This is a genomic window from Methylophilus sp. TWE2 (assembly GCF_001183865.1).
GTDB lineage: Bacteria > Pseudomonadota > Gammaproteobacteria > Burkholderiales > Methylophilaceae > Methylophilus.
In genome coordinates, this window is record NZ_CP012020.1 from 3,047,452 (window position 1) to 3,069,592 (window position 22,141).

The 22,141-nt window shown below is 49.1% G+C and carries 23 protein-coding genes; 5 read left to right on the plus strand and 18 right to left on the minus strand.

Annotation, left to right across the window (positions count from 1 at the left end; translation table 11 throughout):
- Window positions 1-34: 34 nt before the first annotated feature.
- The 3 genes from argS (at window position 35) to ACJ67_RS14330 (ending at window position 3,181) form a co-directional block, all read left to right on the plus strand.
- Window positions 35-1,693, plus strand: coding sequence for an arginine--tRNA ligase (gene argS, locus ACJ67_RS14320; RefSeq protein WP_049639650.1), 1,659 nt, complete (start codon window positions 35-37; stop codon window positions 1,691-1,693).
- Window positions 1,694-1,733: 40 nt separating this feature from the next.
- Window positions 1,734-2,324 (plus strand): SPOR domain-containing protein, encoded by a 591-nt coding sequence (locus ACJ67_RS14325; RefSeq protein WP_018987222.1) that lies wholly within the window; start codon window positions 1,734-1,736, stop codon window positions 2,322-2,324.
- A 212-nt stretch (window positions 2,325-2,536) separates the two neighbouring features.
- Window positions 2,537-3,181 carry a thiol:disulfide interchange protein DsbA/DsbL gene (locus tag ACJ67_RS14330; protein WP_049639651.1) on the plus strand — a complete coding sequence of 215 codons (645 nt, stop codon included), beginning with the start codon at window positions 2,537-2,539 and terminating at the stop codon, window positions 3,179-3,181.
- 42 nt (window positions 3,182-3,223) lie between these two features.
- Here ACJ67_RS14330 and ACJ67_RS14335 read toward each other — a convergent pair whose 3' ends face one another.
- Together ACJ67_RS14335 and ACJ67_RS14340 are read right to left on the minus strand one after the other, a co-directional pair.
- On the minus strand, window positions 3,224-4,915 hold the full coding sequence (locus ACJ67_RS14335; protein WP_049639652.1) for a TrkA family potassium uptake protein: 1,692 nt from the start codon (window positions 4,913-4,915) through the stop codon (window positions 3,224-3,226).
- A 21-nt stretch (window positions 4,916-4,936) separates the two neighbouring features.
- Window positions 4,937-5,311 carry a DUF6394 family protein gene (locus tag ACJ67_RS14340; RefSeq protein ID WP_049639653.1) on the minus strand — a complete coding sequence of 125 codons (375 nt, stop codon included), beginning with the start codon at window positions 5,309-5,311 and terminating at the stop codon, window positions 4,937-4,939.
- Between the two features lie 59 nt (window positions 5,312-5,370).
- Here ACJ67_RS14340 and ACJ67_RS14345 point away from each other — a divergent pair, with 59 nt between their 5' ends.
- A complete protein-coding gene (locus ACJ67_RS14345; protein WP_049639654.1) occupies window positions 5,371-6,189 on the plus strand; it encodes an SDR family oxidoreductase in 819 nt (272 codons plus the stop codon).
- Window positions 6,190-6,205: 16 nt separating this feature from the next.
- Here ACJ67_RS14345 and ACJ67_RS14350 read toward each other — a convergent pair whose 3' ends face one another.
- Window positions 6,206-6,541 carry a YegP family protein gene (locus ACJ67_RS14350; protein ID WP_049639655.1) on the minus strand — a complete coding sequence of 112 codons (336 nt, stop codon included), beginning with the start codon at window positions 6,539-6,541 and terminating at the stop codon, window positions 6,206-6,208.
- Between the two features lie 205 nt (window positions 6,542-6,746).
- Here ACJ67_RS14350 and ACJ67_RS14355 point away from each other — a divergent pair, with 205 nt between their 5' ends.
- Window positions 6,747-6,953 (plus strand): hypothetical protein, encoded by a 207-nt coding sequence (locus ACJ67_RS14355; protein ID WP_049639656.1) that lies wholly within the window; start codon window positions 6,747-6,749, stop codon window positions 6,951-6,953.
- 27 nt (window positions 6,954-6,980) lie between these two features.
- Here ACJ67_RS14355 and ACJ67_RS14360 read toward each other — a convergent pair whose 3' ends face one another.
- From ACJ67_RS14360 to ACJ67_RS14430, 15 genes are all read right to left on the minus strand, one after another.
- Window positions 6,981-7,757 (minus strand): arylamine N-acetyltransferase, encoded by a 777-nt coding sequence (locus ACJ67_RS14360; RefSeq protein WP_049639657.1) that lies wholly within the window; start codon window positions 7,755-7,757, stop codon window positions 6,981-6,983.
- A 162-nt stretch (window positions 7,758-7,919) separates the two neighbouring features.
- On the minus strand, window positions 7,920-9,584 hold the full coding sequence (gene ettA, locus ACJ67_RS14365; protein ID WP_049639658.1) for an energy-dependent translational throttle protein EttA: 1,665 nt from the start codon (window positions 9,582-9,584) through the stop codon (window positions 7,920-7,922).
- A gap of 120 nt (window positions 9,585-9,704) precedes the next feature.
- The gene (locus tag ACJ67_RS14370) at window positions 9,705-10,166 is read right to left on the minus strand and encodes an Hsp20 family protein (RefSeq protein ID WP_049639659.1); all 462 of its coding nucleotides are present in this window, start codon (window positions 10,164-10,166) and stop codon (window positions 9,705-9,707) included.
- Window positions 10,167-10,278: 112 nt separating this feature from the next.
- Window positions 10,279-11,499, minus strand: a complete 1,221-nt coding sequence (locus ACJ67_RS14375) for an EAL and HDOD domain-containing protein (RefSeq protein WP_049639660.1) — start codon at window positions 11,497-11,499, stop codon at window positions 10,279-10,281.
- Between the two features lie 101 nt (window positions 11,500-11,600).
- Window positions 11,601-13,436 carry a glutamine--fructose-6-phosphate transaminase (isomerizing) gene (glmS, locus tag ACJ67_RS14380; RefSeq protein WP_049639661.1) on the minus strand — a complete coding sequence of 612 codons (1,836 nt, stop codon included), beginning with the start codon at window positions 13,434-13,436 and terminating at the stop codon, window positions 11,601-11,603.
- Between the two features lie 4 nt (window positions 13,437-13,440).
- Complete coding sequence (glmU, locus tag ACJ67_RS14385) at window positions 13,441-14,811, minus strand: bifunctional UDP-N-acetylglucosamine diphosphorylase/glucosamine-1-phosphate N-acetyltransferase GlmU (RefSeq protein ID WP_049639662.1); 1,371 nt, start codon at window positions 14,809-14,811, stop codon at window positions 13,441-13,443.
- A gap of 95 nt (window positions 14,812-14,906) precedes the next feature.
- A complete protein-coding gene (locus ACJ67_RS14390; protein WP_049639663.1) occupies window positions 14,907-15,332 on the minus strand; it encodes a F0F1 ATP synthase subunit epsilon in 426 nt (141 codons plus the stop codon).
- A 74-nt stretch (window positions 15,333-15,406) separates the two neighbouring features.
- On the minus strand, window positions 15,407-16,843 hold the full coding sequence (gene atpD, locus ACJ67_RS14395) for a F0F1 ATP synthase subunit beta (protein ID WP_049639664.1): 1,437 nt from the start codon (window positions 16,841-16,843) through the stop codon (window positions 15,407-15,409).
- A gap of 68 nt (window positions 16,844-16,911) precedes the next feature.
- Window positions 16,912-17,781, minus strand: a complete 870-nt coding sequence (atpG, locus tag ACJ67_RS14400) for a F0F1 ATP synthase subunit gamma (RefSeq protein ID WP_049639665.1) — start codon at window positions 17,779-17,781, stop codon at window positions 16,912-16,914.
- Window positions 17,782-17,810: 29 nt separating this feature from the next.
- On the minus strand, window positions 17,811-19,352 hold the full coding sequence (gene atpA, locus ACJ67_RS14405; RefSeq protein ID WP_049639666.1) for a F0F1 ATP synthase subunit alpha: 1,542 nt from the start codon (window positions 19,350-19,352) through the stop codon (window positions 17,811-17,813).
- 16 nt (window positions 19,353-19,368) lie between these two features.
- A complete protein-coding gene (locus tag ACJ67_RS14410; protein WP_049639667.1) occupies window positions 19,369-19,905 on the minus strand; it encodes a F0F1 ATP synthase subunit delta in 537 nt (178 codons plus the stop codon).
- Between the two features lie 17 nt (window positions 19,906-19,922).
- Complete coding sequence (locus ACJ67_RS14415; RefSeq protein WP_018987205.1) at window positions 19,923-20,393, minus strand: F0F1 ATP synthase subunit B; 471 nt, start codon at window positions 20,391-20,393, stop codon at window positions 19,923-19,925.
- A gap of 78 nt (window positions 20,394-20,471) precedes the next feature.
- Window positions 20,472-20,738 (minus strand): F0F1 ATP synthase subunit C, encoded by a 267-nt coding sequence (gene atpE / locus ACJ67_RS14420; protein WP_018987204.1) that lies wholly within the window; start codon window positions 20,736-20,738, stop codon window positions 20,472-20,474.
- 47 nt (window positions 20,739-20,785) lie between these two features.
- Window positions 20,786-21,622, minus strand: coding sequence for a F0F1 ATP synthase subunit A (gene atpB, locus ACJ67_RS14425; RefSeq protein ID WP_049639668.1), 837 nt, complete (start codon window positions 21,620-21,622; stop codon window positions 20,786-20,788).
- 29 nt (window positions 21,623-21,651) lie between these two features.
- Window positions 21,652-22,044, minus strand: a complete 393-nt coding sequence (locus ACJ67_RS14430) for an ATP synthase subunit I (protein WP_049639669.1) — start codon at window positions 22,042-22,044, stop codon at window positions 21,652-21,654.
- Window positions 22,045-22,141: the final 97 nt, after the last annotated feature.

Genomic DNA, 22,141 nt, shown 5'->3' on the forward strand with positions numbered 1-22,141 from the left:
AATGGCGGTTTGACTAATCATTGCCATTTTAACCTTGAAACAAACGATCACAGAATTGATTCTGCAGGCGGTCAAACCGCTGATAGAAGATACCTCCAGCCTGAATATCATCCTTGAACGGCCAAAATCTGCCGACCACGGTGACTTTGCGACCAATATCGCCATGCAGCTGGCCAAACCGTTAAAACAGAATCCGCGTGCCATTGCGCAAAGCATTATTGATGGCCTGCCCGCGAATAATGTGATCAGCAAGGTAGAAATTGCTGGCGCTGGCTTTATTAATTTCTTTCTCTCTTCTGAGAGCAAACAAGGCATTGTCAAAAGTATTTTTGCGGCTGGTGAAGCCTTTGGTCGTAATACCTCCGGCCAGCAGGAAAAAGTGCAGGTGGAATTTGTTTCCGCCAACCCGACTGGGCCTCTGCACGTCGGCCACGGCCGTGGCGCCGCTGTCGGTGATTGCCTGTGCCGCCTGTTGGATGCCAATGGCTGGGACGTCACGCGCGAGTTTTACTACAACGATGCTGGTGCGCAGATTGATAACCTGACTAAATCAGTGCTGGCCCGCGCGCAAGGCATTTCACCTGATGATGCGGCTTTCCCTGAAGACGGCTATCGTGGCGAATATATTGTCGATATCGCCAAAGCTTACCTGGCGAAGGAAACCGTCACTGCAGATGATATGGCCGTGACCGCGAGCGGCGATATCCATGATGCCGAATCCATCCGCAAGTTTGCCGTGGCTTATTTACGCCATGAGCAAGATCTTGACTTGCAAGCTTTCCAGATTAAATTTGATGTGTTTTCGCTGGAAAGCGCGCTCTATAGTGAAGGCAAAGTTGAAAATACGGTCCAGGCACTGATCGCCAGTGGCCATACTTATGAGCAGGATGATGCATTGTGGTTACGCACCACGGACTTTGCGGATGACAAAGACCGCGTCATGCGCAAGAAAGAGGGCGGTTACACTTATTTTGTCCCGGATGTGGCTTACCACCGTGAAAAATGGAATCGTGGTTTCAAACGTGTGATTAACGAGCAGGGGGCAGACCACCACAGCACGATCACGCGTGTACGTGCTGGCTTGCAAGCACTGGATGTTGGCATTCCAAAAGGTTGGCCGGAATATGTACTGCACCAGATGGTCACCGTGATGCGCGGCGGCGAAGAGGTCAAACTCTCAAAACGTGCCGGTAGCTATGTCACATTGCGCGACCTGATCGAAGAAGTAGGCTGTGATGCCACGCGTTACTTCCTGGCAGCCCGTAGCCCGGACTCGCAACTGGTGTTTGATATTGACCTGGCACGTGCACAAACCAACGATAACCCGGTCTACTACATCCAGTATGCTCACGCACGTATTTGCAGCGTACTCAATCAATGGGGGGGTGACAGCACAAGCCTGGCTGAAGCTGAATTGTCTCCGTTGCAAAGTGCCGCAGAAACTGCATTGATGCAAACCTTGAGCCAGTACCCGGAAGTCGTCTCTACCGCCTGCCAGGCACTCGCGCCGCATATGATTGCCAACTATCTCAAGGAGCTAGCCAGTGCCTTGCATAGTTATTACAATGACACCAAATTTTTGGTAGATGAATCACAAATCAAATTGGCACGCTTGGCGCTGATCACGGCAACCCGTACTGTGCTGCGCAATGGCCTGGCTTTACTAGGCGTCAGCGCTCCAGAAAAAATGTAAGCCTTTTAATGACTGCCTGAACTGATTGGTAAATTAATACATGAGCCGCGATTACAAACCCTCACAAGCCAAAGCGAAAACAAAAAGCAGCGGCAGCACTTTTTTTAATGGGCTACTGGTCGGCCTGTTTCTGGGCGTCGCCATGACAGTCGCGCTCATTATCTACATCAAGGGCGACCACAGTCCTTTCTCCAGTGCGTTTAAAAAAGACGAAGGCTCACAGGAAATCCCCATTAAAAGCACCGTGACTGAAGAAGAGGTCAAGCCAGGAAATGCCGCCATTGAAGACCCGAACAAGTTTGATTTTTACACCATATTGCCGGATACCGAGAGCAAAATCAGTGAAGAACAGGTGAAAAAGAACCCGACCATCAAGCAGGAGAGCTACTTTATTCAGGTCGGTGCTTTTGCCAAGGAAGATGACGCCAATAACCTCAAAACCAGGTTGGCTCTAGTTGGTTTTGAGGCCTTTGTACAGACTGCAGAAATCCCTAACAAGGGCACCATGCACCGCGTACGGATTGGCCCTTTGAATGATCTGGCTAAAATCAGCAAAATCAGCCACGATCTGGAAACCAATGGCTTCCAGGCCAATCTGATCAAGGTCAATATCGAATCATCAGCGCACTAAGGGGTGCTTCTATAAACTCAAATTGCTAAGCCAGACAAGGCGAGAGTAAAAAATTTGGACGCCACATATAGTTGATATGTCAGGAGAAATTTTTTATGAGCAATGCAGTATCGCGACGGAATTTGAATTTATAGTAGTGCCCTAAGGCTGTCATCGTATCGACGGCCATCACGTTAAATCACTACTTTCCACAAAACTAGGAAACTGACTTTATGAAAAATATGTTGTTGAGTTTGATGCTGTGGGCTGGTTTCACCGCGAGTACAGCCTGGGCAGACCCGCAAATGGGAGAACAGTTTGACCAGGTTGCGCAACAAATTTCCACTGACCAACCGGCCAAAATCGAGGTCATGGAATTGTTCTGGTATGGTTGTCCGCATTGCTACCACATGGAACAGCCATTACAAGCCTGGGTAAAGAAGCAACCGGCCGATGTGTACTTTAAACGCATGCCAGCCTTACCAAACGCAAGCTGGGCGCCAATGGCAAAAGCTTATTTTGCCATGCAGGAATTAGGGGTACTGGATAAATTGCATAGCCAGTTATTTGATGCGATTCACAAAGCTAAATCGCTGAATCCGGCCGATGAAGCGGCAGCGATTGACTGGGTGACCAAACAAGGCGGCCTGGATAAAATCAAGGTCGAAAAAGCGTTCAAATCATTCGCCACCAATATGCAAATGAACAAAGCGATGCAAGTGTTCCGCTCCTCAGGTGCTACTGGTGTGCCCGCTCTGATTATTGATGGAAAATACATCACCGGTAGCTCTATGGCCGGTGGTAACGAAGCGGCATTGCAAACAGCAGATTTCATTATCCAGAACGTGCGCAAAGACAAAGCGGCCGGTAAAAAGTAAACGCTGCACTACAGAAAAAGCCCTGCTCTTGCAGGGCTTTTTTTATTGCTTGAGCCAGCGGCCTATCCAGGTCTCGGGCATTTCGGTACCAGTGACCAAATAATGCATGGTTTTCACATCATGCATGATAAAGCGCTGGATAGACTTTGCTTGGTCTAAGCCGCAACACAGGATGCGGTCACCAATTTGCAATGGCGTAGACAACTCCGGTAACAGCATCTCCTGATTGCCCCGGACCAGCATCAATGGGACGACAGGCATTTCTCGGCGCTGCTGTCCGGCCGGACTCATCATCAAATGCTTGAGTGCGGGCTGCAAGCCTTGCTCCATCATCGCGCACACTGCAATCGCCATCTCATCTGCGATGGCGATATCCCAGGTATCCGGCACCTGTTCGCCCAGCTTGGACACCAGCTGTGCAATGACTGCGTTAGCCCATTGGTTACCTTTATGTCTGGCGATGGTTAGAAATTCCGCCAGCATCGGCGAAACCATATACGCCAGACAAGTATGGGCAATGACATCACTGGGCTGCATCGTAATATCCGCATTAAAGTGCTGGAACAACGGATCATTGTGCCGTTTGTTTTTGCGGATAATGACAAAAAGATCCGGATTCAATTCCAGCGCAGTCATGACAATAGACAGGTTATTAATGTCATTATCGGTGCCAGCCACAATCCCGACCGCATGCTCTACACCGGCTTGTTGCAACACATGGGCTTCCACTCCGCTGCCGATAATACAATCATCACATTGTGTGCCTTTAGGATCAGCCTCAATGATGGTCACTTGCATATTTTCATTCTGCAGGCTGCTGACGACGGATTTGCCAAAACGGCCATAACCGCAGGCAATCCAATGCCCTTGTGGAATCGCGGCAGGTGTGGCAATGGCATCACCCGGCGCTCTGGTTAGCCATTCGTGCAACAAATAAGTCCCCAGCGCATTGAGTCGCATGGCCAGGTGTTCGCCAAAAATATGGTAAGGATTGATGATGCGGTTGGTTCCAAACGAGGCCATATTGGCAGCGACAACATCGTCCTGCACACGCGCCAATACTGGTAAATCCGGCTTGATCAGTTTCACAGCCACTGAAATGGCTAAATTCGCATGATCATCATCTGTCAGGGCTGCCACGCCACGGCACATCGGGTTTTTGATGCCGGCAAACAGCAACACTTCTGAGAGTTTGGCATCCGCACACAAGTGCGGGATATTAAACTGATAATCCGTCATTTCCAGTTCATTAATACGTTCTGGCGCAATCTCAAGCACCACGACACGCAACTCGTTCCTATCCAGAGCCCGCACCAGTTCGCCGCCCGTTTCACCATACCCGCAAATCAGGTAAAACGGCTCCATCAGGTTACGCACATCACGCTGAAAGATCGCTGTTTTCAGGGCTTGCTTTAAAGCTGACTCCTGAAATAGCGCAATAATGGCTCCGATGGCATAAAACCAGGAAATCACGGTCATGTAGATGGAGAATGTCATCCACATCCGCTGATGGATGGTAAACGGGTAGGGCACCTCACCAAAGCCAATGGTGGTGGCGGTATAACTCAGGATATAAAAGCCATCAAAGAAACTCAAATGGTAGGGGTGGCCCCGATCATCCACGCCCGGGATCAACACAAAACCGATCAGTGCAATCGCATAGCTGATGATGACCATCAACAGCGGCGCGCGCATACGCCGCAGAATCAGAAAGATAATCTGGTTGAGACTCATGAGTGCCGGTCTCGACCTACCTTAACGACGTAAGGTTACAGTTTCGTAAATCAGGATAATGACCGAGGTGATATTGGCCAGAAAAGCCCCGCCAGACAGGGAAACGACCCCTACGATCACTTCAGGATTTGTGCCTTTGCTGCCCGCCACTACCCAGATGATTGCGGCAGCAATCAACTGTAAATCTGCCACCAGGCTGGTCGCGAGGTGAATAGCGCCGATTTGCGTACGGTCACCAAACTTCAGCACCGTAGCGATCAGGTTCACCACAATGGCAATATATAACTCATAGTGCAAATGGTGTTGCGGATTATCAATTTCACCGACAAAAAAACCGAAGTTAAGCGTCATGGCCAAAATAATAAAAAAGCCAAAGATCACCTTTTCCAGATTCATTAGGTTTCCCCCTATGTTGGTTTTATGGCATTCTACCCGATTAAAAATCGTTTACCGTGATGTTTTTTATGACACAAACCTCTGCCACCCCGTTACGTGTATTGATTACCGGCGCCTCCAGCGGCCTGGGCAGCGCCATGGCAACCGCGTACGCCAAACAATACGGCGCAACTCTGCACCTCGGTTTATGTGGTAGAAATGTGTCCGCCTTACAGGCGCTGGCCGTCCATTTACATGCCAGCTACCAAAGCCATTGTGTTGTATATAGCGTAGATGTGCGCGATGCCCCTGCCATGCAGTCTATGGCAGCCAACTTTTTAAACCATGTGGGTTGCCCGCACATCGTTATCGGAAATGCAGGCGTTAGTCGCGGCACATTAACCGAGTTTTCAGAAGATATTCCGGCTTTTCAGGCGGTCTTTGATACCAATGTCATGGGTCTGGTACATACCTTTCAACCTTTTATTACAGCCATGAAAGTCGCCGTCGGGCAGGGTGAAAACGCACAACTGGTCGGCATCGCCAGTGTTGCGGGTATTCGCGGACTCCCTGGCTCTGCAGCTTATAGCGCCAGTAAGGCTGCGGCGATTACCTATCTCGAAAGTTTGCGGGTTGAAATGCAACTTTACGGCATCGCTGTCACAACCATTGCGCCGGGCTATATCCGTACACCCATGACAGAGATCAATACTTACCCCATGCCATTTTTAATGGATGCCGAGGTCTTTGCCGACAAAGCCATTAATGCCATCACCAAACACCGACGCTTCACAGTCATCCCCTGGCAAATGGGCATTGTGGCGCGCTTGATGCGCTTTTTACCTGCACGTTTGTGGGACTTCATCATGAAAAAAGCCCCGCACAAGGCGAGGCTTTGATCCCTGTTTTTTTCAACTAGGTCAGGTCTTTAATCGTTTCTGTACTGCCATTATTTTTGACTGAAGCAATGCCGCTATCTCGGGATGCTTCTGAAGCATACATCTGGCTGGTACCAATGATCTGGCTATTCCCTGCCAACAAATTGAAATAAGGTCGACCATCTTTGGCCGTCAACTTCTGGTAGCGATCATCAGAGCCGCTGTTTTTCTGTACCGAAGAAATACCGTTCTCCGCTGCCGCTTTGGTAGTGTACTGCTCACTTTTTAGAATTTGTTCACCATTGCCTGCTTTCAACGCAAAACTGAATTGGCCATTTGTTTCACTTTTTGTCAGTTCAAACCATCCCGCCATGACTTTTCTCCTGATTGTTGTTTGAATTGGGTTATTCGATTAAAGCACTAGTGCTTCCTACCTTGCCAAAATTGCGCAGCCTTTTACAAAGGTTTAACACCTTCGTCGTATCAATGCAAATAAATGCATTAGTCCGAACAGGCTATTGAGCCAATACTTTAGAGAGAGATAATTCAACGAACCCACATAGTTTTATCGAGAAGTAATGGACAACATGCATCCCGCCCAACACCCTCTACAGCCACAAGCACACGAGGTCTGGCAAGATCAATGCCGCATTTGTTTGGTCAATGGCAAACTGGTCGCCTTACCTTATATTGAAGCCTCACGTTTTGACGATTACGAATTTGGGGCCACGCTGGCAGCCATCAACGCCAATCGCCTGATCCGCAAACTGGTGAACAAACAATAAGCCCATCAAATGCAAGTCTTAAGGCCTTCACGCCTGGTCGACTACGGTCAGGCCAAACACCGTTTTGAGCGCATCGGTGCGACCTTCGACTGACAGAATTCGTTTTTCGACGACACCGTTGATAAAACTTTTTAAGGTATTACCAAACAGAACATGCCTACCTTCTGGTGTCTGCAATACCACTAGTAATTTCTGCACAAAAATCGAATCTGGATGCGTAGAGTTCATGTAATTAGCCGGAGCAAAATCTATAAACTCCCACGGCGTTAAATTAAACTCAAACTGCGGCTGCCAGTGCTGCTCTACCTTGGCCTTGAGTAGAAAAGTATCCTGACTACTAGTGCTCAACATAAAGCAGTCACTATCCTGTTGAACTTCTTGATCAAGCGCTCCCAACGACATCGGGGCACGTATCCCATAACTGCCAAACCCCAGATCGCACAACCAGGCTTGCTGGCCTAACTTCACCACAATCGCCATATGCGTTTTTGGCCGCCTGACCGGATAAAACATGGGCCTGGCCGCCACCAGCTGATAATCGAATCCTAATGCCTGCAAGGCCATGGCAAACAAGCCATTCACCTCATAACAATAGCCGCCGCGTTGTCCGTAAACCAGCTTATCGACAATCACCTCGGGTACCATGGAAATCACTTTTCCCGCCTGTACATCCAGATTTTCAAACGGCACGCTGAATAACTGGCAGCCCATCACTGCGCGCAGCGTGTCGATATTCGCCTCATGCTGGTCGGCATAGCCAATGCGCGTGAAGTAATCTTGCAGGTTGAAGTTAGTGGCTTGCATAAATATTCAATCGGTATTCTAAGGATACATTAAGACCCGACACGGATCACCTGCAAAAACCTTTGGATACCAAATTGCCTAAGCTTGAAAGAAAAAGACATTTCAATTTTATCGAGCTGGCATGACAATTTAAAATTAAAGCCCTTTAAAAAGGGCTTTAATTTAACGTGCAATCGGCTTGTAGCGAATCCGTTTTGGTTTAGCACCTTCTTCACCCAGGCGTTTTTTCTTGTCGGCTTCGTATTCCTGATAGTTACCATTAAAGAACGTCCACTGTGAGTCGCCTTCTGCGGCCAGGATATGCGTCGCAATCCGGTCGAGGAACCAGCGATCGTGCGAGGTGACTAGCACGCAGCCAGAGAACTCCAGCAGGGCGTCTTCCAACGCACGCAGGGTTTCCACGTCTAGGTCATTGGAAGGTTCATCCAGCAGCAAGACGTTCGCGCCAGAAATCAGGGTCTTGGCCAAATGTAAACGTCCGCGTTCACCCCCAGAGAGCTGACCAACAATTTTCTGCTGGTCGCCGCCTTTGAAGTTAAAGCGGCCTATATAGGCGCGGCTGGGCATTTCAAATTTGCCGACGGATAACACATCCAGGCCACCCGAAATCGCTTCGAACACGGTTTTATCGTTATCGAGGCCGTCACGGGTCTGGTCTACTGCGGCCAATTTAACGGTAGGACCGGTAATGATTTCACCACTGTCCGGCTGCTCTTTGCCTTGCAGCATGCGGAAGAGGGTAGATTTACCGGCTCCGTTAGGGCCAATGACACCTACAATCGCACCGGGTGGGATGGTGAATGAAAGATTATCAATCAACAGGCGGTCGCCAAATCCTTTAGAGACATTGTTGAACTCAATGACCTGATTACCGAGGCGCTCACCTGGTGGAATAAAGATTTCCTGGGTTTCGTTACGGCGTTGATATTCTACGCTGGACATTTCTTCATAACGGGCCAACCGCGCTTTGCTCTTGCTTTGGCGGGCTTTCGCGCCCTGGCGCACCCACTCCAGCTCTTGCTTCATTGCTTTGCGGTGTGCATCCTCCTGTTTCTGTTCCAAGGCCAGGCGGTCTTCTTTTTGTTCCAGCCAGCTTGAGTAATTACCTTTCCATGGAATACCTTCGCCACGGTCCAGTTCCAGGATCCACTCGGCGGCATTATCGAGGAAGTAGCGGTCATGCGTCACCGCCACTACGGTGCCCGGGAAGCGCACCAGGAACTGCTCCAGCCATTCGACAGACTCGGCATCCAGGTGGTTGGTCGGTTCGTCCAGCAACAGCATATCCGGCTTGGACAGCAGCAACTTACACAAAGCCACGCGGCGTTTTTCACCGCCGGACAAAGGGCCGATCAAGGCATCCCAGGGCGGCAAGCGCAGTGCATCGGCAGCGATCTCCAGCTGCTGTTCCACATCACTGCCGCTAGCTGCCAGGATATTTTCATATTTGGCCTGCTCTTCAGCCAGCTTGTCAAAATCGGCATCTGGTTCTGCATACGCCGCGTATATTTCTTCGAGTTTTTGCTTGGCTTCCATAATCGCGCCCAGGCCAGCTTCGACTTCCTGGCGCACGGTTTTGTCAGGGTCGAGTTGCGGCTCTTGCGGCAGGTAGCCTATCGAGAGGTTGGGCTGCCACTGCACTTCACCTTCGTATTCCTTATCAGCCCCCGCCATGATGCGCAGCACGGTCGACTTGCCAGAACCATTGAGACCCAACAGGCCAATTTTGGCACCGGGAAAAAACGACAGTGAAATATTTTTGATAATTTGCCGTTTGGGCGGCACGATTTTGCTCACGCGGAGCATGGACATCACATATTGCGCCATGAGGAATTCCGAGAATTGTGATTGAAAGTGCGTATTTTAATACGCGTTGGGATAATTCGCTTGCACATAAAAATATCGCGCATGAAAAAAGGGCCTTTCGGCCCTTTTTGTGGTGAGCAATTAAGCCGCAGCTTTTTGCTCAATCAAGGTAGTACTTGCCTCGGCGGATGACCCAATCTGGATTTTGCGTGGTTTCAATGCTTCTGGCACTTCGCGCAATAATGCAATAGTCAACAAACCATTCTCAAGATTGGCACCGGTGACTTTCACATGGTCAGCCAGCTGGAATTTGTGTTCAAAATCACGTGTGGCGATGCCACGGTGCAAAAAGGTGGTTTCCTGTTCTTTTTTGGCTTTGCGGCCGGTGACGCGCAATGCCTGGTGTTCGGTTTCAATCTCTAACTCATCCTGCTGGAAACCAGCCACAGCCATGACGATTTTATAGGCATTCTCGTCTACCAGTTCGATGTTATAAGGAGGATAGCTGATCTCGTTTTCGCTGCGTTGGCTTTCATTCAGCAGCTTGGCCAAACGGTCAAAACCAATGGCGGTTCTATAAAAAGGGGTTAAGTCGTAACGCATACGTTGATCCTTTCAAAAATTAAGCGATTAACATGATTGACAGACCTCAAACTGCAAGCATCTGTATTTTCAATATGGGAATACGCTTTATTTTTTCAAGAGTGTTTTGCGTTTAAATACCCAGTGCTTCAGTCCAGGCCAAGGCTTCCATATGGCATTGGTTTACTTTTTCCGGGTTCAATTGAAGCAAGGCGGCCAATTGCCGGATTTCAGCATTATTGGCATCTTCACAAGCTTCGGTGAGCTTGAGAAACGGGCCGAAAATACCTTCGCGTTTGGTCAATGCTTCGACAATGGGTTCTGGGAGCTGCAGCTTTTCCAGCGCTTGGTCCATAGGCACCTTGAGCATGACATCGAGCAATGAAAACACACCTACAACAAACAAATTATCGCGGTCACGTTTATCAAAAAATGGCTCTCCCAGCAGCTCGGTCAAGCGGCCTCGCGTAATGGAGGTTTTCATCAGGGCAGGGGAGCTACTGTTGTTGCCTGCGGTCACCATCAATAACGTCAGCCAGCGGTAGAGCTGGTTGCGTCCCAGGATGGTCAAGGCATGGCCAATAGACTGCACTTCACATGACAAACCAAAACCAACCGAGTTAATGTACCGGAGTAGCTTATAGCTCAAGGTCGTGTCGCGTTTGAACCCATTTTCGATGGTTTTATTGTCTGCTTCCTGGCTGACGAGATTCAGCAAGTGCAGCACGCCGTCAAAACTGGGGTTAATGACCTTGCTGGTGAGGTTCTCAGGTTTGGCATAAAAATAACCTTGAAACTGCTTATAGCCAGCTTCGAGCAAGCTAGTGAACTGTGCATTTTTTTCTACATTTTCCGCAATCACCTTGCAAGCTGGCGTTTGATACTTTTGCAACAGGCGCTTCGCTTGCGCAGCATCTACCTCAGTCATATCCAGTTTAATGTAATCTGCATACGGAATCAGCGACTCGAATTGCGGGTACTGTTGCGGATTATCCAGCGCTATCTTGAATTTGTTTTGCTTGAGGGCGATGCAGCGCGCCATGGCTTCTGGCGTCACGTCAACGGTGTGCGAAATTTCCAGCACGGTTTTTTCGGCAGGCATCAATTCTAGAAATTCGCTGTTCAACATCACAGCATCTACGCAAATGAATGCCAGTTGCTGGCCTAGCAGCCAGCTTTCTTGCATTTCATCAATGGTGGTAGAAAGAATTTTTGCACAGGTCTGGATATCTGATTCAAAAGGCGCATGGCTATCATTGCCTTCATTTTTGAAGAAAAATTCGTAGCCAATAATTTCTTGCTGACTGTTAACAATCGGCTGACGGCCAATAAAACTGTGTTGTGACGTGGACATGGCTACCTTCCTGATGAGTACCGGATCAGTATAAGGGAAATTGATTAATTTTTTATTGTAAAAGGGCCTCGAATCACTAGGCTTTTTCAGGCATTTATGGCTTATTCTACAGTTACGCTCTTGGCCAGGTTTCGTGGTTTGTCCACATCCGTGCCTTTAAGCAATGCGGCGTGATAAGCGAGTAACTGTACCGGAATGACATGCAAAATGGGGGAGAGCACACCAACATGTCTTGGGGTACGGATGACATGCACACCTTCTGACGCATTAAAGTGGCTATCGGCATCGGCAAATACAAACAACTCACCGCCACGCGCCTTCACCTCCTGCATATTGGATTTCACTTTCTCCAGCAGGGCATCGTTAGGTGCGATCACCACAACTGGCATATTACTATCGACCAATGCTAACGGGCCATGCTTGAGCTCTCCTGCCGGATAGGCTTCAGCATGGATGTAGGAAATTTCCTTGAGTTTGAGCGCGCCTTCCATCGCGATTGGGAAGTGTACCCCCCGGCCCAGGAACAGCGCATGTTCCTTGTCCCCAAACCGCGCAGCCCATTCACGGATTTGCGGCTCCAGGTTTAAGGCAATTTGTACACTGCCTGTCAGTTGGCGCAAATCGGCCAAATATTGTTGCTCTTGCGGCTGGCTGAGTAATCCACGTGCCTTGCTCAGGGTGGCGGCCAATACAAACAAAGCGATCAGCTGTGTTGTAAATGCCTTGGTACTCGCCACACCAATCTCTGCGCCTGCTCGTGTATAGAAAATAAGCGAGGAGGCGCGCGGAATCGCGCTTTCTTGCACATTACAGATCGCCAGGCTATGCACATGTCCCAGTTTCTGCGCATGCTTGAGGGCTTCCATCGTATCCAGTGTTTCACCTGACTGTGAAATGGTCACAACTAGTTGCTTTGGATTAGGCACAGACTCCCTGTACCGATATTCGCTGGCGATCTCGACTGAGGTGGGGATTTTGGCGATGCTCTCTAACCAATATTTCGCGGTGAGTCCTGCGTAGTAGCTGGTGCCAGCCGCCAGGATGAGTACACTATCAATCTGTTCGAAAATCCCGGCTGCTGTTTCACCAAACAACTCACTGCGAAATGCACCATCATCTATCAGGGCTTCTATCGTGTCGCTGATGGCACGTGGCTGCTCGTGAATCTCCTTTTGCATGAAATGACTGTATGGGCCCAGCTCCAGCGAGGCCAATGACACATCACTCATATGCACCTTGCGCTGCACAATCTCGCCTTGCTTGTCGATAATCACGACGGTATCTGTTTGCAAGGTCGCCACATCGCCATCTTCGAGGTAAATGACTTTACGTGTCGCAGATAAAACGGCAGACACATCTGAGGCCACAAAATTTTCACCGTCACCCAGGCCAATCAGTAATGGGCAACCGAGGCGGGCAACGATCATTTGATTCGGATTATCCAAAGCAATGACACTGATCGCATAAGCACCTGTCAGCTCAGTAATCGCCTGCTTGACGGCAATCAACAAATCCTGGCTTTGCTGGTAGTAATAATGGACAAGATGGGCGATGACTTCGGTATCAGTTTGTGAATAAAACGCATACCCGAGCGCTTTTAAGCGGTCACGCTGTTCGTCATGGTTCTCGATAATGCCGTTATGCACCACAGCAATCTGTGCATGATCTTGTGCTGGAGAAACATGAGGGTGCGCATTTTGTTCGGTGACGCCACCATGGGTAGCCCAGCGCGTGTGGCCGATGCCAATCTGGCTGTGCAATCCTTGCGCTTTTTGCTGTAACTCTGACACTCGGCCGACCGCACGCACACGCTCAATCGCTTGATTGAGAATCGCAATGCCCGCTGAGTCATAGCCGCGATATTCGAGTCGGCTTAACCCTTCGATCAGTAGTGGAACGATATTTCTGTTTGAAACCGCACCGACGATGCCACACATACGCTTATTTTTTCACCTTTTGTGGACGTTTCCATCCCTGAATTGACCGTTGCTCGCGTGCACGGCATAACGTTAATGAATCTGCTGGTACATCTTTGGTAATGGTGGAGCCTGCAGCAATAGTGGCGCCACGCCCCACAGTCACCGGTGCCACTAATTGCGTATCCGAGCCGACAAATACATCATCTTCGATAATGGTTTTATGTTTGTTTGCACCATCATAATTACAGGTGATGGTGCCCGCACCAATATTTACATTGGCCCCGACACTGGCATCGCCGACATAGGTCAAATGATTAACCTTGCTACCAACACCTACCGTGGCATTTTTTATTTCCACAAAGTTTCCAACATGTGTTTCTGCCGCCAGCGTTGTGCCTGGTCGCAAGCGTGCGAACGGTCCGATTTTACTATTTTCACCTATGTAAGCATCATCAATATGCGTAAATGCCGCCAACTTTGTATTCTTGGCGATGACGGCATTTTTGATCACGCAGTGAGGGCCAATTTCTACCCCATCTTCCAGGGTGACCTGGCCTTCAAACACGCAATTTACATCAATCAATACATCGCGGCCGCAATTTAACTCACCGCGAATATCAATACGCTGCGCATCAAGCAAGGTCACACCTTCTGCCATCAATGCTGTTGCCTTACGGTGCTGATACTCACGTTCAATCTGTTGCAAATCAAGCTTGGAGTTAATACCCGTCACTGACCAGGCATCTGCCACGACATGCGGTAATACAGCACGGCCTTCATTGACAGATAGGGCAATGATATCGGTTAAATAGTATTCCTGTTGCGCATTCTGGTTGGTGATTTTGCCGAGCCATGATTTCAACTGCGCATTTGGCATGGCCATAATGCCAGTATTCACCTCTTTTAACGCGCGCTGTGCTTCAGTTGCATCCTTGTGTTCAACGATGGCGAGCACTTCATTATGCTCATTGCGCACAATACGCCCATAACCGGTCGGATCATCTTTGATAAAGGTTTGCACCACTAAATGCTGATCGGCCTGTGCCAGCATATTGCGACAGGCCGCAACATCCACCAATGGGACATCGCCTAATAGAATGAGTGTTTTGCCTTCATCTGGTAAGGAGGGCAGGGCTTGTTGTACTGCATGCCCTGTGCCTAGCTGCTCAGCTTGTAAGATCCATTGCAAGTCATCGCCTGGCGTCTGTTGTTGAACCTGTTCGCCGCCAAACCCATAAACGACCGTGATGGTTTTTGGATTCAATTGTCGCGCTGCAGTAATCACATGATGCAAAATGGGCTTGCCGCCTACTGCATGCAGCACTTTTGGCAAGTCTGATCGCATGCGGGTGCCTTTACCCGCCGCGAGAATTACAATGTTCAAATCACTCATGCCGTTATTTTATCCCAGAAACAAAAAACGGTGCTTTAACATGGAAACAAAAAAGGCGGCTATAAAGCCGCCTGCCGCCTTGTTTTGTTTGTTGCTTAGTGCACAGATTTACGCAATTTCTGAATAGCCTGGATTTGTGCCACCGCTTCAGCCAGTTCAGCCTGGGCTTTAGCATAGTCAATCTCAGCACTACGATTTTTCAGTGCTTCTTCAGCTGCTTCTTTTGCTGCGATCGCTTTTGCTTCATCCAGATCTTGGCCACGAATTGCAGTATCTGCCAGCACAGTCACCAGACCTGGCTGAACTTCCAGCATACCACCGGAAATATAAATCACGGTTTCTTCTTTCTCAGCTGTCTGTTTGATACGCAATGCACCTGGCTTGATGGTCGTAATCATTGGTGCGTGGTGTGGATAGATACCCACTTCACCTGCGCCAGCCGGTGCAACCACAAACTCTGCTTCACCAGAGAAGATGGACTCTTCGGCACTCACAACATCAATATGCACAGTATTTGCCATAATGTTCTCTTTTCTATATCACTGAAAATTTGTTAAACGGGCAGGTGCCAAGCACCTGCTTGCGCTCACAAGGATTAGTTCAGTGTTTTAGCCTTTTCAACAGCCTCTTCAATGCCGCCTACCATGTAGAAAGCTTGCTCTGGCAGGTGGTCATATTCACCAGCAACAATGGCTTTAAAGCCTTTGATGGTTTCTTTCAGTGGTACGTATTTACCAGGTGCACCGGTAAACACTTCGGCCACGTGGAAAGGCTGGGACAGGAAACGTTGGATCTTACGTGCACGGCCTACGACCAGTTTGTCTTCTGGGGACAGTTCGTCCATACCCAGAATCGCGATAATGTCACGCAGTTCTTTGTAGCGTTGCAGTGTTTGTTGTACTGAACGGGCAACTGAGTAGTGCTCTTCACCCACGATTTGTGGGTCCAGCTGACGTGAGGTTGAATCCAACGGGTCAACCGCTGGATAAATACCGAGGGAAGCGATGTCACGTGACAACACAACGGTAGAGTCCAAATGCTGGAAGGTGGTCGCTGGAGATGGGTCAGTCAAGTCATCCGCTGGTACGTAAACGGCTTGAATAGAAGTAATGGAACCCACTTTAGTTGAAGTAATACGCTCTTGCAGACGGCCCATTTCGTCAGCCAGAGTAGGTTGGTAACCCACGGCTGATGGCATACGGCCCAGCAACGCGGATACTTCGGTACCGGCCAGTGTGTAACGGTAGATGTTATCCACGAAGAACAACACGTCACGGCCTTCGTCACGGAATTTTTCCGCCATGGTCAAACCGGACAACGCCACACGCAGACGGTTGCCTGGAGGCTCGTTCATCTGACCGAACACCATCGCTACTTTGGACTCTTTCATGTTATCCAATTTGATCACGCCAGCTTCTGCCATCTCGTGGTAGAAGTCGTTACCTTCACGAGTACGTTCGCCCACACCTGCAAACACGGACAAACCGGAGTGCTGTTTAGCGATGTTGTTAATCAGTTCCAGCATGTTCACGGTTTTACCCACACCCGCACCGCCGAACAGACCCACTTTACCGCCCTTGGCGAATGGGCAAACGAGGTCAATCACCTTGATGCCCGTTTCCAACAGGTCAACAGAAGGAGACAGCTCTTCGAATGCTGGTGCTTTTTGGTGGATAGAACGGAATTCTTTGGAGTCGATAGGACCGACTTCGTCAATTGGGCGACCCAATACGTCCATGATACGGCCCAATGTGCCTTCACCGACTGGCACAGAAATCGCTGCGCCAGTGTTTTTGAATGCTGTACCGCGTGCCAAACCGTCAGAGGAACCCATGGCAATGGTACGCACCACCCCATCACCCAGCTGTTGTTGTACTTCCAGAGTTAAACCAGCTTCTGCGCTGGAGTTTTTGTCATCAATGATCAATGCATCGAATACTTTAGGCATTTGATCACGTGGGAACTCCACGTCAACCACAGCGCCGATACACTGCACTACTTTACCTGTTACTGCTTGATTTGCCTTTGCCATTTTCTTTTCCTAACTGTATGAGTCAGATCTAATTGAATTCTTTCACTACACGACTTAAAACGGGCGTCTTAGGACGAAACCGCTGCTGCACCGCCGACGATTTCTGAAATTTCTTTGGTAATCGCAGCCTGACGGGCCTTGTTGTAAACTAGTTTCAGTTCGCCAATCACGCTCTTCGCGTTGTCGGATGCTGATTTCATCGCCACCATACGTGCAGATTGCTCGGACGCCATATTTTCAGCCACCGCGTTATAAATCAGCGACTCGATGTAACGCACCATCAACTCGTCCACCACTGGTTTGGCTTCAGGCTCATAGATGTAATCCCAATGGCCGCTCGGGCTGCCCAGTTGCTCACCTGACAATGGCAGCAGTTGCTGCATGGTCGGTTCCTGCTTCATGGTGTTGATGAATTTGGTATAGCAGATGTAAAGCTGATCAATTTCACCGGCAATGTACGCATCCAGCATGACCTTGATGGTACCGATCAGTTTTTCCAGATGCGGTGTATCGCCCAAACCTGTGATGTGGGATTTCACCTGTGCACCGACACGGTTCATAAAGCCGTAGCCTTTGTTGCCGATAGCGCTGACGCTGATGCCTTTGCCTTCAGCTTCCCAGGTTTTCATCTGGTTGACAGACAAACGCAGCACGTTGGTATTCAAACCTCCGCACAAGCCTTTGTCTGAGCTGACCACAATCAGGCCCACATTTTTCACGACGTCGCGTTTAATCAAAAACGGATGACGATACTCAGATTGTGCAAAGGAGAGGTGGGCCGCCACGTTACGGATCTTATCCGCATAAGGACGGGAAGCACGCATTCTGTCCTGCGCTTTACGCATTTTAGAAGCGGCTACCATCTCCATCGCCTTAGTGATCTTGCGTGTATTTTCTACACTCTTGATCTTGGTTCTAATCTCTTTACTACCTGCCATATTAGGTTCCTAAGTCGAAGTGTCAGAGATTAATAAGCGTTGGTTGCTTTGAAATCTTGAATCGCAGCTTCCAATGCCTTCTCGTTGTCACCGCTCAGATCTTTGCTGGACTCGATGGCATCCATGATGTTCTTGTACTTGGAGTTCAAGAAACCATGCAATGCACTTTCGAAAGCCAGTACCTTGTTGGTTGGTACGTCATCGAAGTAACCTTTGTTAGCTGCAAACAAGCTCACGCCCATGTTTGCCACATTCAATGGTGCGTATTGCGCCTGTTTCATCAACTCGGTAAACATGCGACCGCGGTCCAATTGTTTACGGGTCGCCTCATCCAGGTCAGAAGCAAACTGCGCAAACGCAGCCAGTTCACGATATTGCGCCAATGCCAGACGCACACCGCCACCCAGTTTTTTGATGACTTTGGTTTGCGCTGCACCACCCACGCGGGATACAGAGATACCGGCGTTGATCGCAGGACGAATACCTGCGTTGAACAAGTCAGTTTCCAGGAAGATCTGGCCATCGGTAATCGAAATCACGTTGGTTGGAACGAATGCAGATACGTCACCAGCTTGTGTTTCAATCACTGGCAATGCTGTCAATGAACCAGTTTTACCTTTGACTTCACCGTTAGTGAATTTTTCAACATACTCTTCGTTCACGCGAGCAGCACGCTCCAGCAGACGTGAGTGGATGTAGAACACGTCACCCGGGTAAGCTTCACGGCCTGGTGGACGACGCAGCAACAGGGAAATCTGACGGTATGCAACCGCTTGTTTGGACAAGTCATCGTATACGATCAATGCATCTTGGCCACGGTCACGGAAGTATTCACCCATGGTACAACCGGCATAAGGGGCCAGGAATTGCAGGGCTGCAGAGTCAGAAGCTGAAGCCGCTACCACGATGGTGTAAGCCATCGCGCCGTGCTCTTCCAGTTTACGTACTACGTTGGCAATGGTAGAAGCCTTCTGGCCAACCGCAACGTAGATACAAGTCATGTTCTGACCTTTTTGGTTGATGATGGCATCCACCGCAACCGCGGTTTTACCAGTCTGGCGGTCACCAATAATCAACTCACGCTGACCACGACCAACCGGTACCATGGAGTCAATAGACTTCAAACCGGTTTGCACAGGCTGTGACACGGATTTACGTGCAATCACGCCCGGCGCAATTTTTTCAATTTTGTCTGTCAGCTTGGCGTTGACTGGACCTTTGCCGTCAATCGGCTGACCCAAAGCGTTCACCACACGACCAATCAGTTCTGGACCGACTGGCACTTCCAGAATACGGCCTGTACATTTACATGTATCGCCTTCTGTAATGTGCTCATACTCACCGAGCACCACCGCACCCACGGAGTCGCGCTCAAGGTTCAATGCCAGACCGAACGTATTGCCTGGAAACTCAATCATCTCGCCGGACATCACGTTGGACAGACCATGAATACGCACAATGCCATCTGTCACGGAAATCACGGTACCCTGAGTACGGGCTTCCGCAGAAGTAGAGAAGTTTTCCAAACGGCTCTTAATGAGCTCGCTAATCTCTGATGTAGATAACTGCATTTAATTCTCCTATGCCTTATGCTGTGAGCGTATAGGCTAAATTTTGTAACTGACCTTGGACAGACGCGTCGATAACGGTGTCGCCAACAATAATTTTGATGCCGCCAATGATTTCCGGATTTACGGAAACGCTTGCTTCAATTTTCTTGCCGAACTTGGCTTCCAGACGTTTTACCAAATCTTTGGTTTGCGTTGCCGTGATTTTGGCAGCGGCAATGATTTGTGCGTCCAAGGTGCCTTCATCTTGCGCTTTCAAAGCCTCAAAAGCTTCAGCAATGGCAGGCAATAAGGATAAACGGCCATATTCAACCAAGATCTTGATCAAATTTTGACCATGCTCGTTAAGATTGTCGCCGCAGACTTTTAGGAATGCAGCTTCAACATCAGCGGCATTCAGCTTGGGGTCATCAATCAGCGTTTTCATTTGGTCATTTGCTGCGACAGCCGCGGCCAATGCCAACATTTCAGACCATTTTACCAATGCCTTTTTTTCTTTACCGAGCTTGTAACAAGCCACAGCATAAGGCCTTGCAATGGTTGAGAGTTCAGCCATGTTTTATCCCTTTTACCTTAAAGTTCCGCAGCGAGTTTAGCCAACATTTCGCTGTGTGCTTTAGCGTCAATCTCTTTACGCAGGATTTTTTCTGCACCAGCCACAGCCAGTGTTGAAACCTGTGCACGCAGACCTTCTTTGGCACGGTTTACTTCCTGATCGATTTCAGCTTTAGCACCGGCAATAATGCGATCACCTTCAGCTTTGGCATTCGCCTTGGCTTCATCAATGATTTGAGCGGCACGTTTTTCGGCTTGCCCAATGATCTCACTTGCCTTCTGTTTGGCCTCGTTCAATGTGGTTTCAGATTTTTTGGCAGCCACTTCCAAGGCACTTTTGCCTTCTTGAGCAGCAGCCAAACCATCTGCGATTTCCTTTTGGCGTGTTTCAATCGCTTTTAACAGCGGTGGCCAAACGAATTTCACCGTGAACCAGATCAACACTGCAAATGCGATAGCTTGCGCGATGAGTGTGAAATTAATATTCATTTTGGATCCATCATACTGATTGGTTGAAAGGTTTAAGTCACACTTAAACCCTACCGGGCGGAGATTACCGAGTAAAACTTACTTAGCAACAACGCTCAACAATGGGTTTGCAAATGCAAACATCATTGCCAGACCAACACCAATAATGAAAGAAGCGTCGATCAGACCCAACAGCAGGAATACTTTACCTTGCAGGGCTGGGATCATTTCTGGTTGACGAGCAGCGCCTTCCAAGAAACTTGCACACATGATACCAATACCGATACAAGCGCCAGCGGCACCCAAACCAATGATCAAACCGATACCAACGCCTGTGTAGGCTTGAATCAATGCTAATGCTTCCATTTAATACCCTCTCTTATAAAGAATTAAAAACAACTACAAAGTTAAAACTAGTGTGACTCATGCGCCATGGCCAGGTAGACCACAGTCAACATCATGAAAATAAACGCTTGCAATGCCACAATCAGGATGTGGAAGATAGACCAGCCAGCACCCAGAACAGCCCCTGCCACGGTACCGGTCAGGCCAGTCGCAGCCCACATACCCAATAGCAGGAAGATGATTTCACCGGCGTACATGTTACCGAACAAACGCAAGGAGTGAGAAAGTGGCTTGGAGACGTACTCAATCAGGTTGAATAAGAAGTTGGCAGGCCATACCAAAGGATTAGAACCAAACGGGGCGCAGAATAATTCGTGAATCCAGCCGCCCAGGCCTTTGGCCTTAATCGAGAAGAAAATCATCAGGAACCACACAGCCAATGCCAAAGCAAAGGTGGTGTTAATGTCAGAAGTAGGGACGATACGCCATTTGGTATGCTCGCCACCGATTGCAGAGGCCACATTTGCTACGTGGTCTACCGGCAGGAAGTCCATCGCGTTCATGACCAGCACCCAAACAAACACGGTCAGTGCAGCCGGCGCAATAAAGGAATGACGGTTACCGTGGAAAATGTTTTTAACCTGGTCATCGACAAAACCGAATAACAATTCAACAAACGCCTGACGCTTGGTTGGTACACCGGCAGTTGCGCCACGTGCCACCCACCAGATCAGGCCCATTACCAGCAAGCCCAGCACAACAGACGTCAACAAGGTATCGTAGTGCAGCACCCAAAAACCTTCAGAAGTTGCATTACCGTTGACACCCTGGGCATTGAAGCTCAAATGGTGCGCGATATATTCAGAAGGGGTCATTTCTGCGTGTTGTGCGTGTTCGGTTGTCATATTTTCAAACTATTTTTAAGTTAACTGGTCTACACATTCGCTTGTGATTTTGCCAGTGCCGCGCCAGAAAAAAGCGCTGCAGCTGCCAAGCCTGCGATCAGTGCAAAGGGAACCAGTGCCTGATACAGCTTGAAAACCACAAACAGGATAATCGCGATGATTAAAATTTTTACTGCTTCAGCCTTGAGTAAATTGAGTAAAACCGCGGTCGGGTCTGTTTTTAACCGGCCTTTTTCTGCAATTTTTGTTGCAAACCATGCGCCAACCACCACAGAAACACCACCCATGAAAGCTGACAGTGCGGCCGGCAAGCCAGACGCAGCATACGCAAGCAGCGTGACAGCCAAGGTCGCCATGACTTGCCAGCGCAGCATGTTGCGATAAAGCGACACGCCAGCCGCTGGGTTTTCTTGACCGCTCATGGGGTTTGACCGCTAAAATTCAAGGCAAAATACTACAAAGACGCGAGATTTTGAATTATTCACAGGCCGAAGTCAAGCACCAAACAGGCGTTAACTG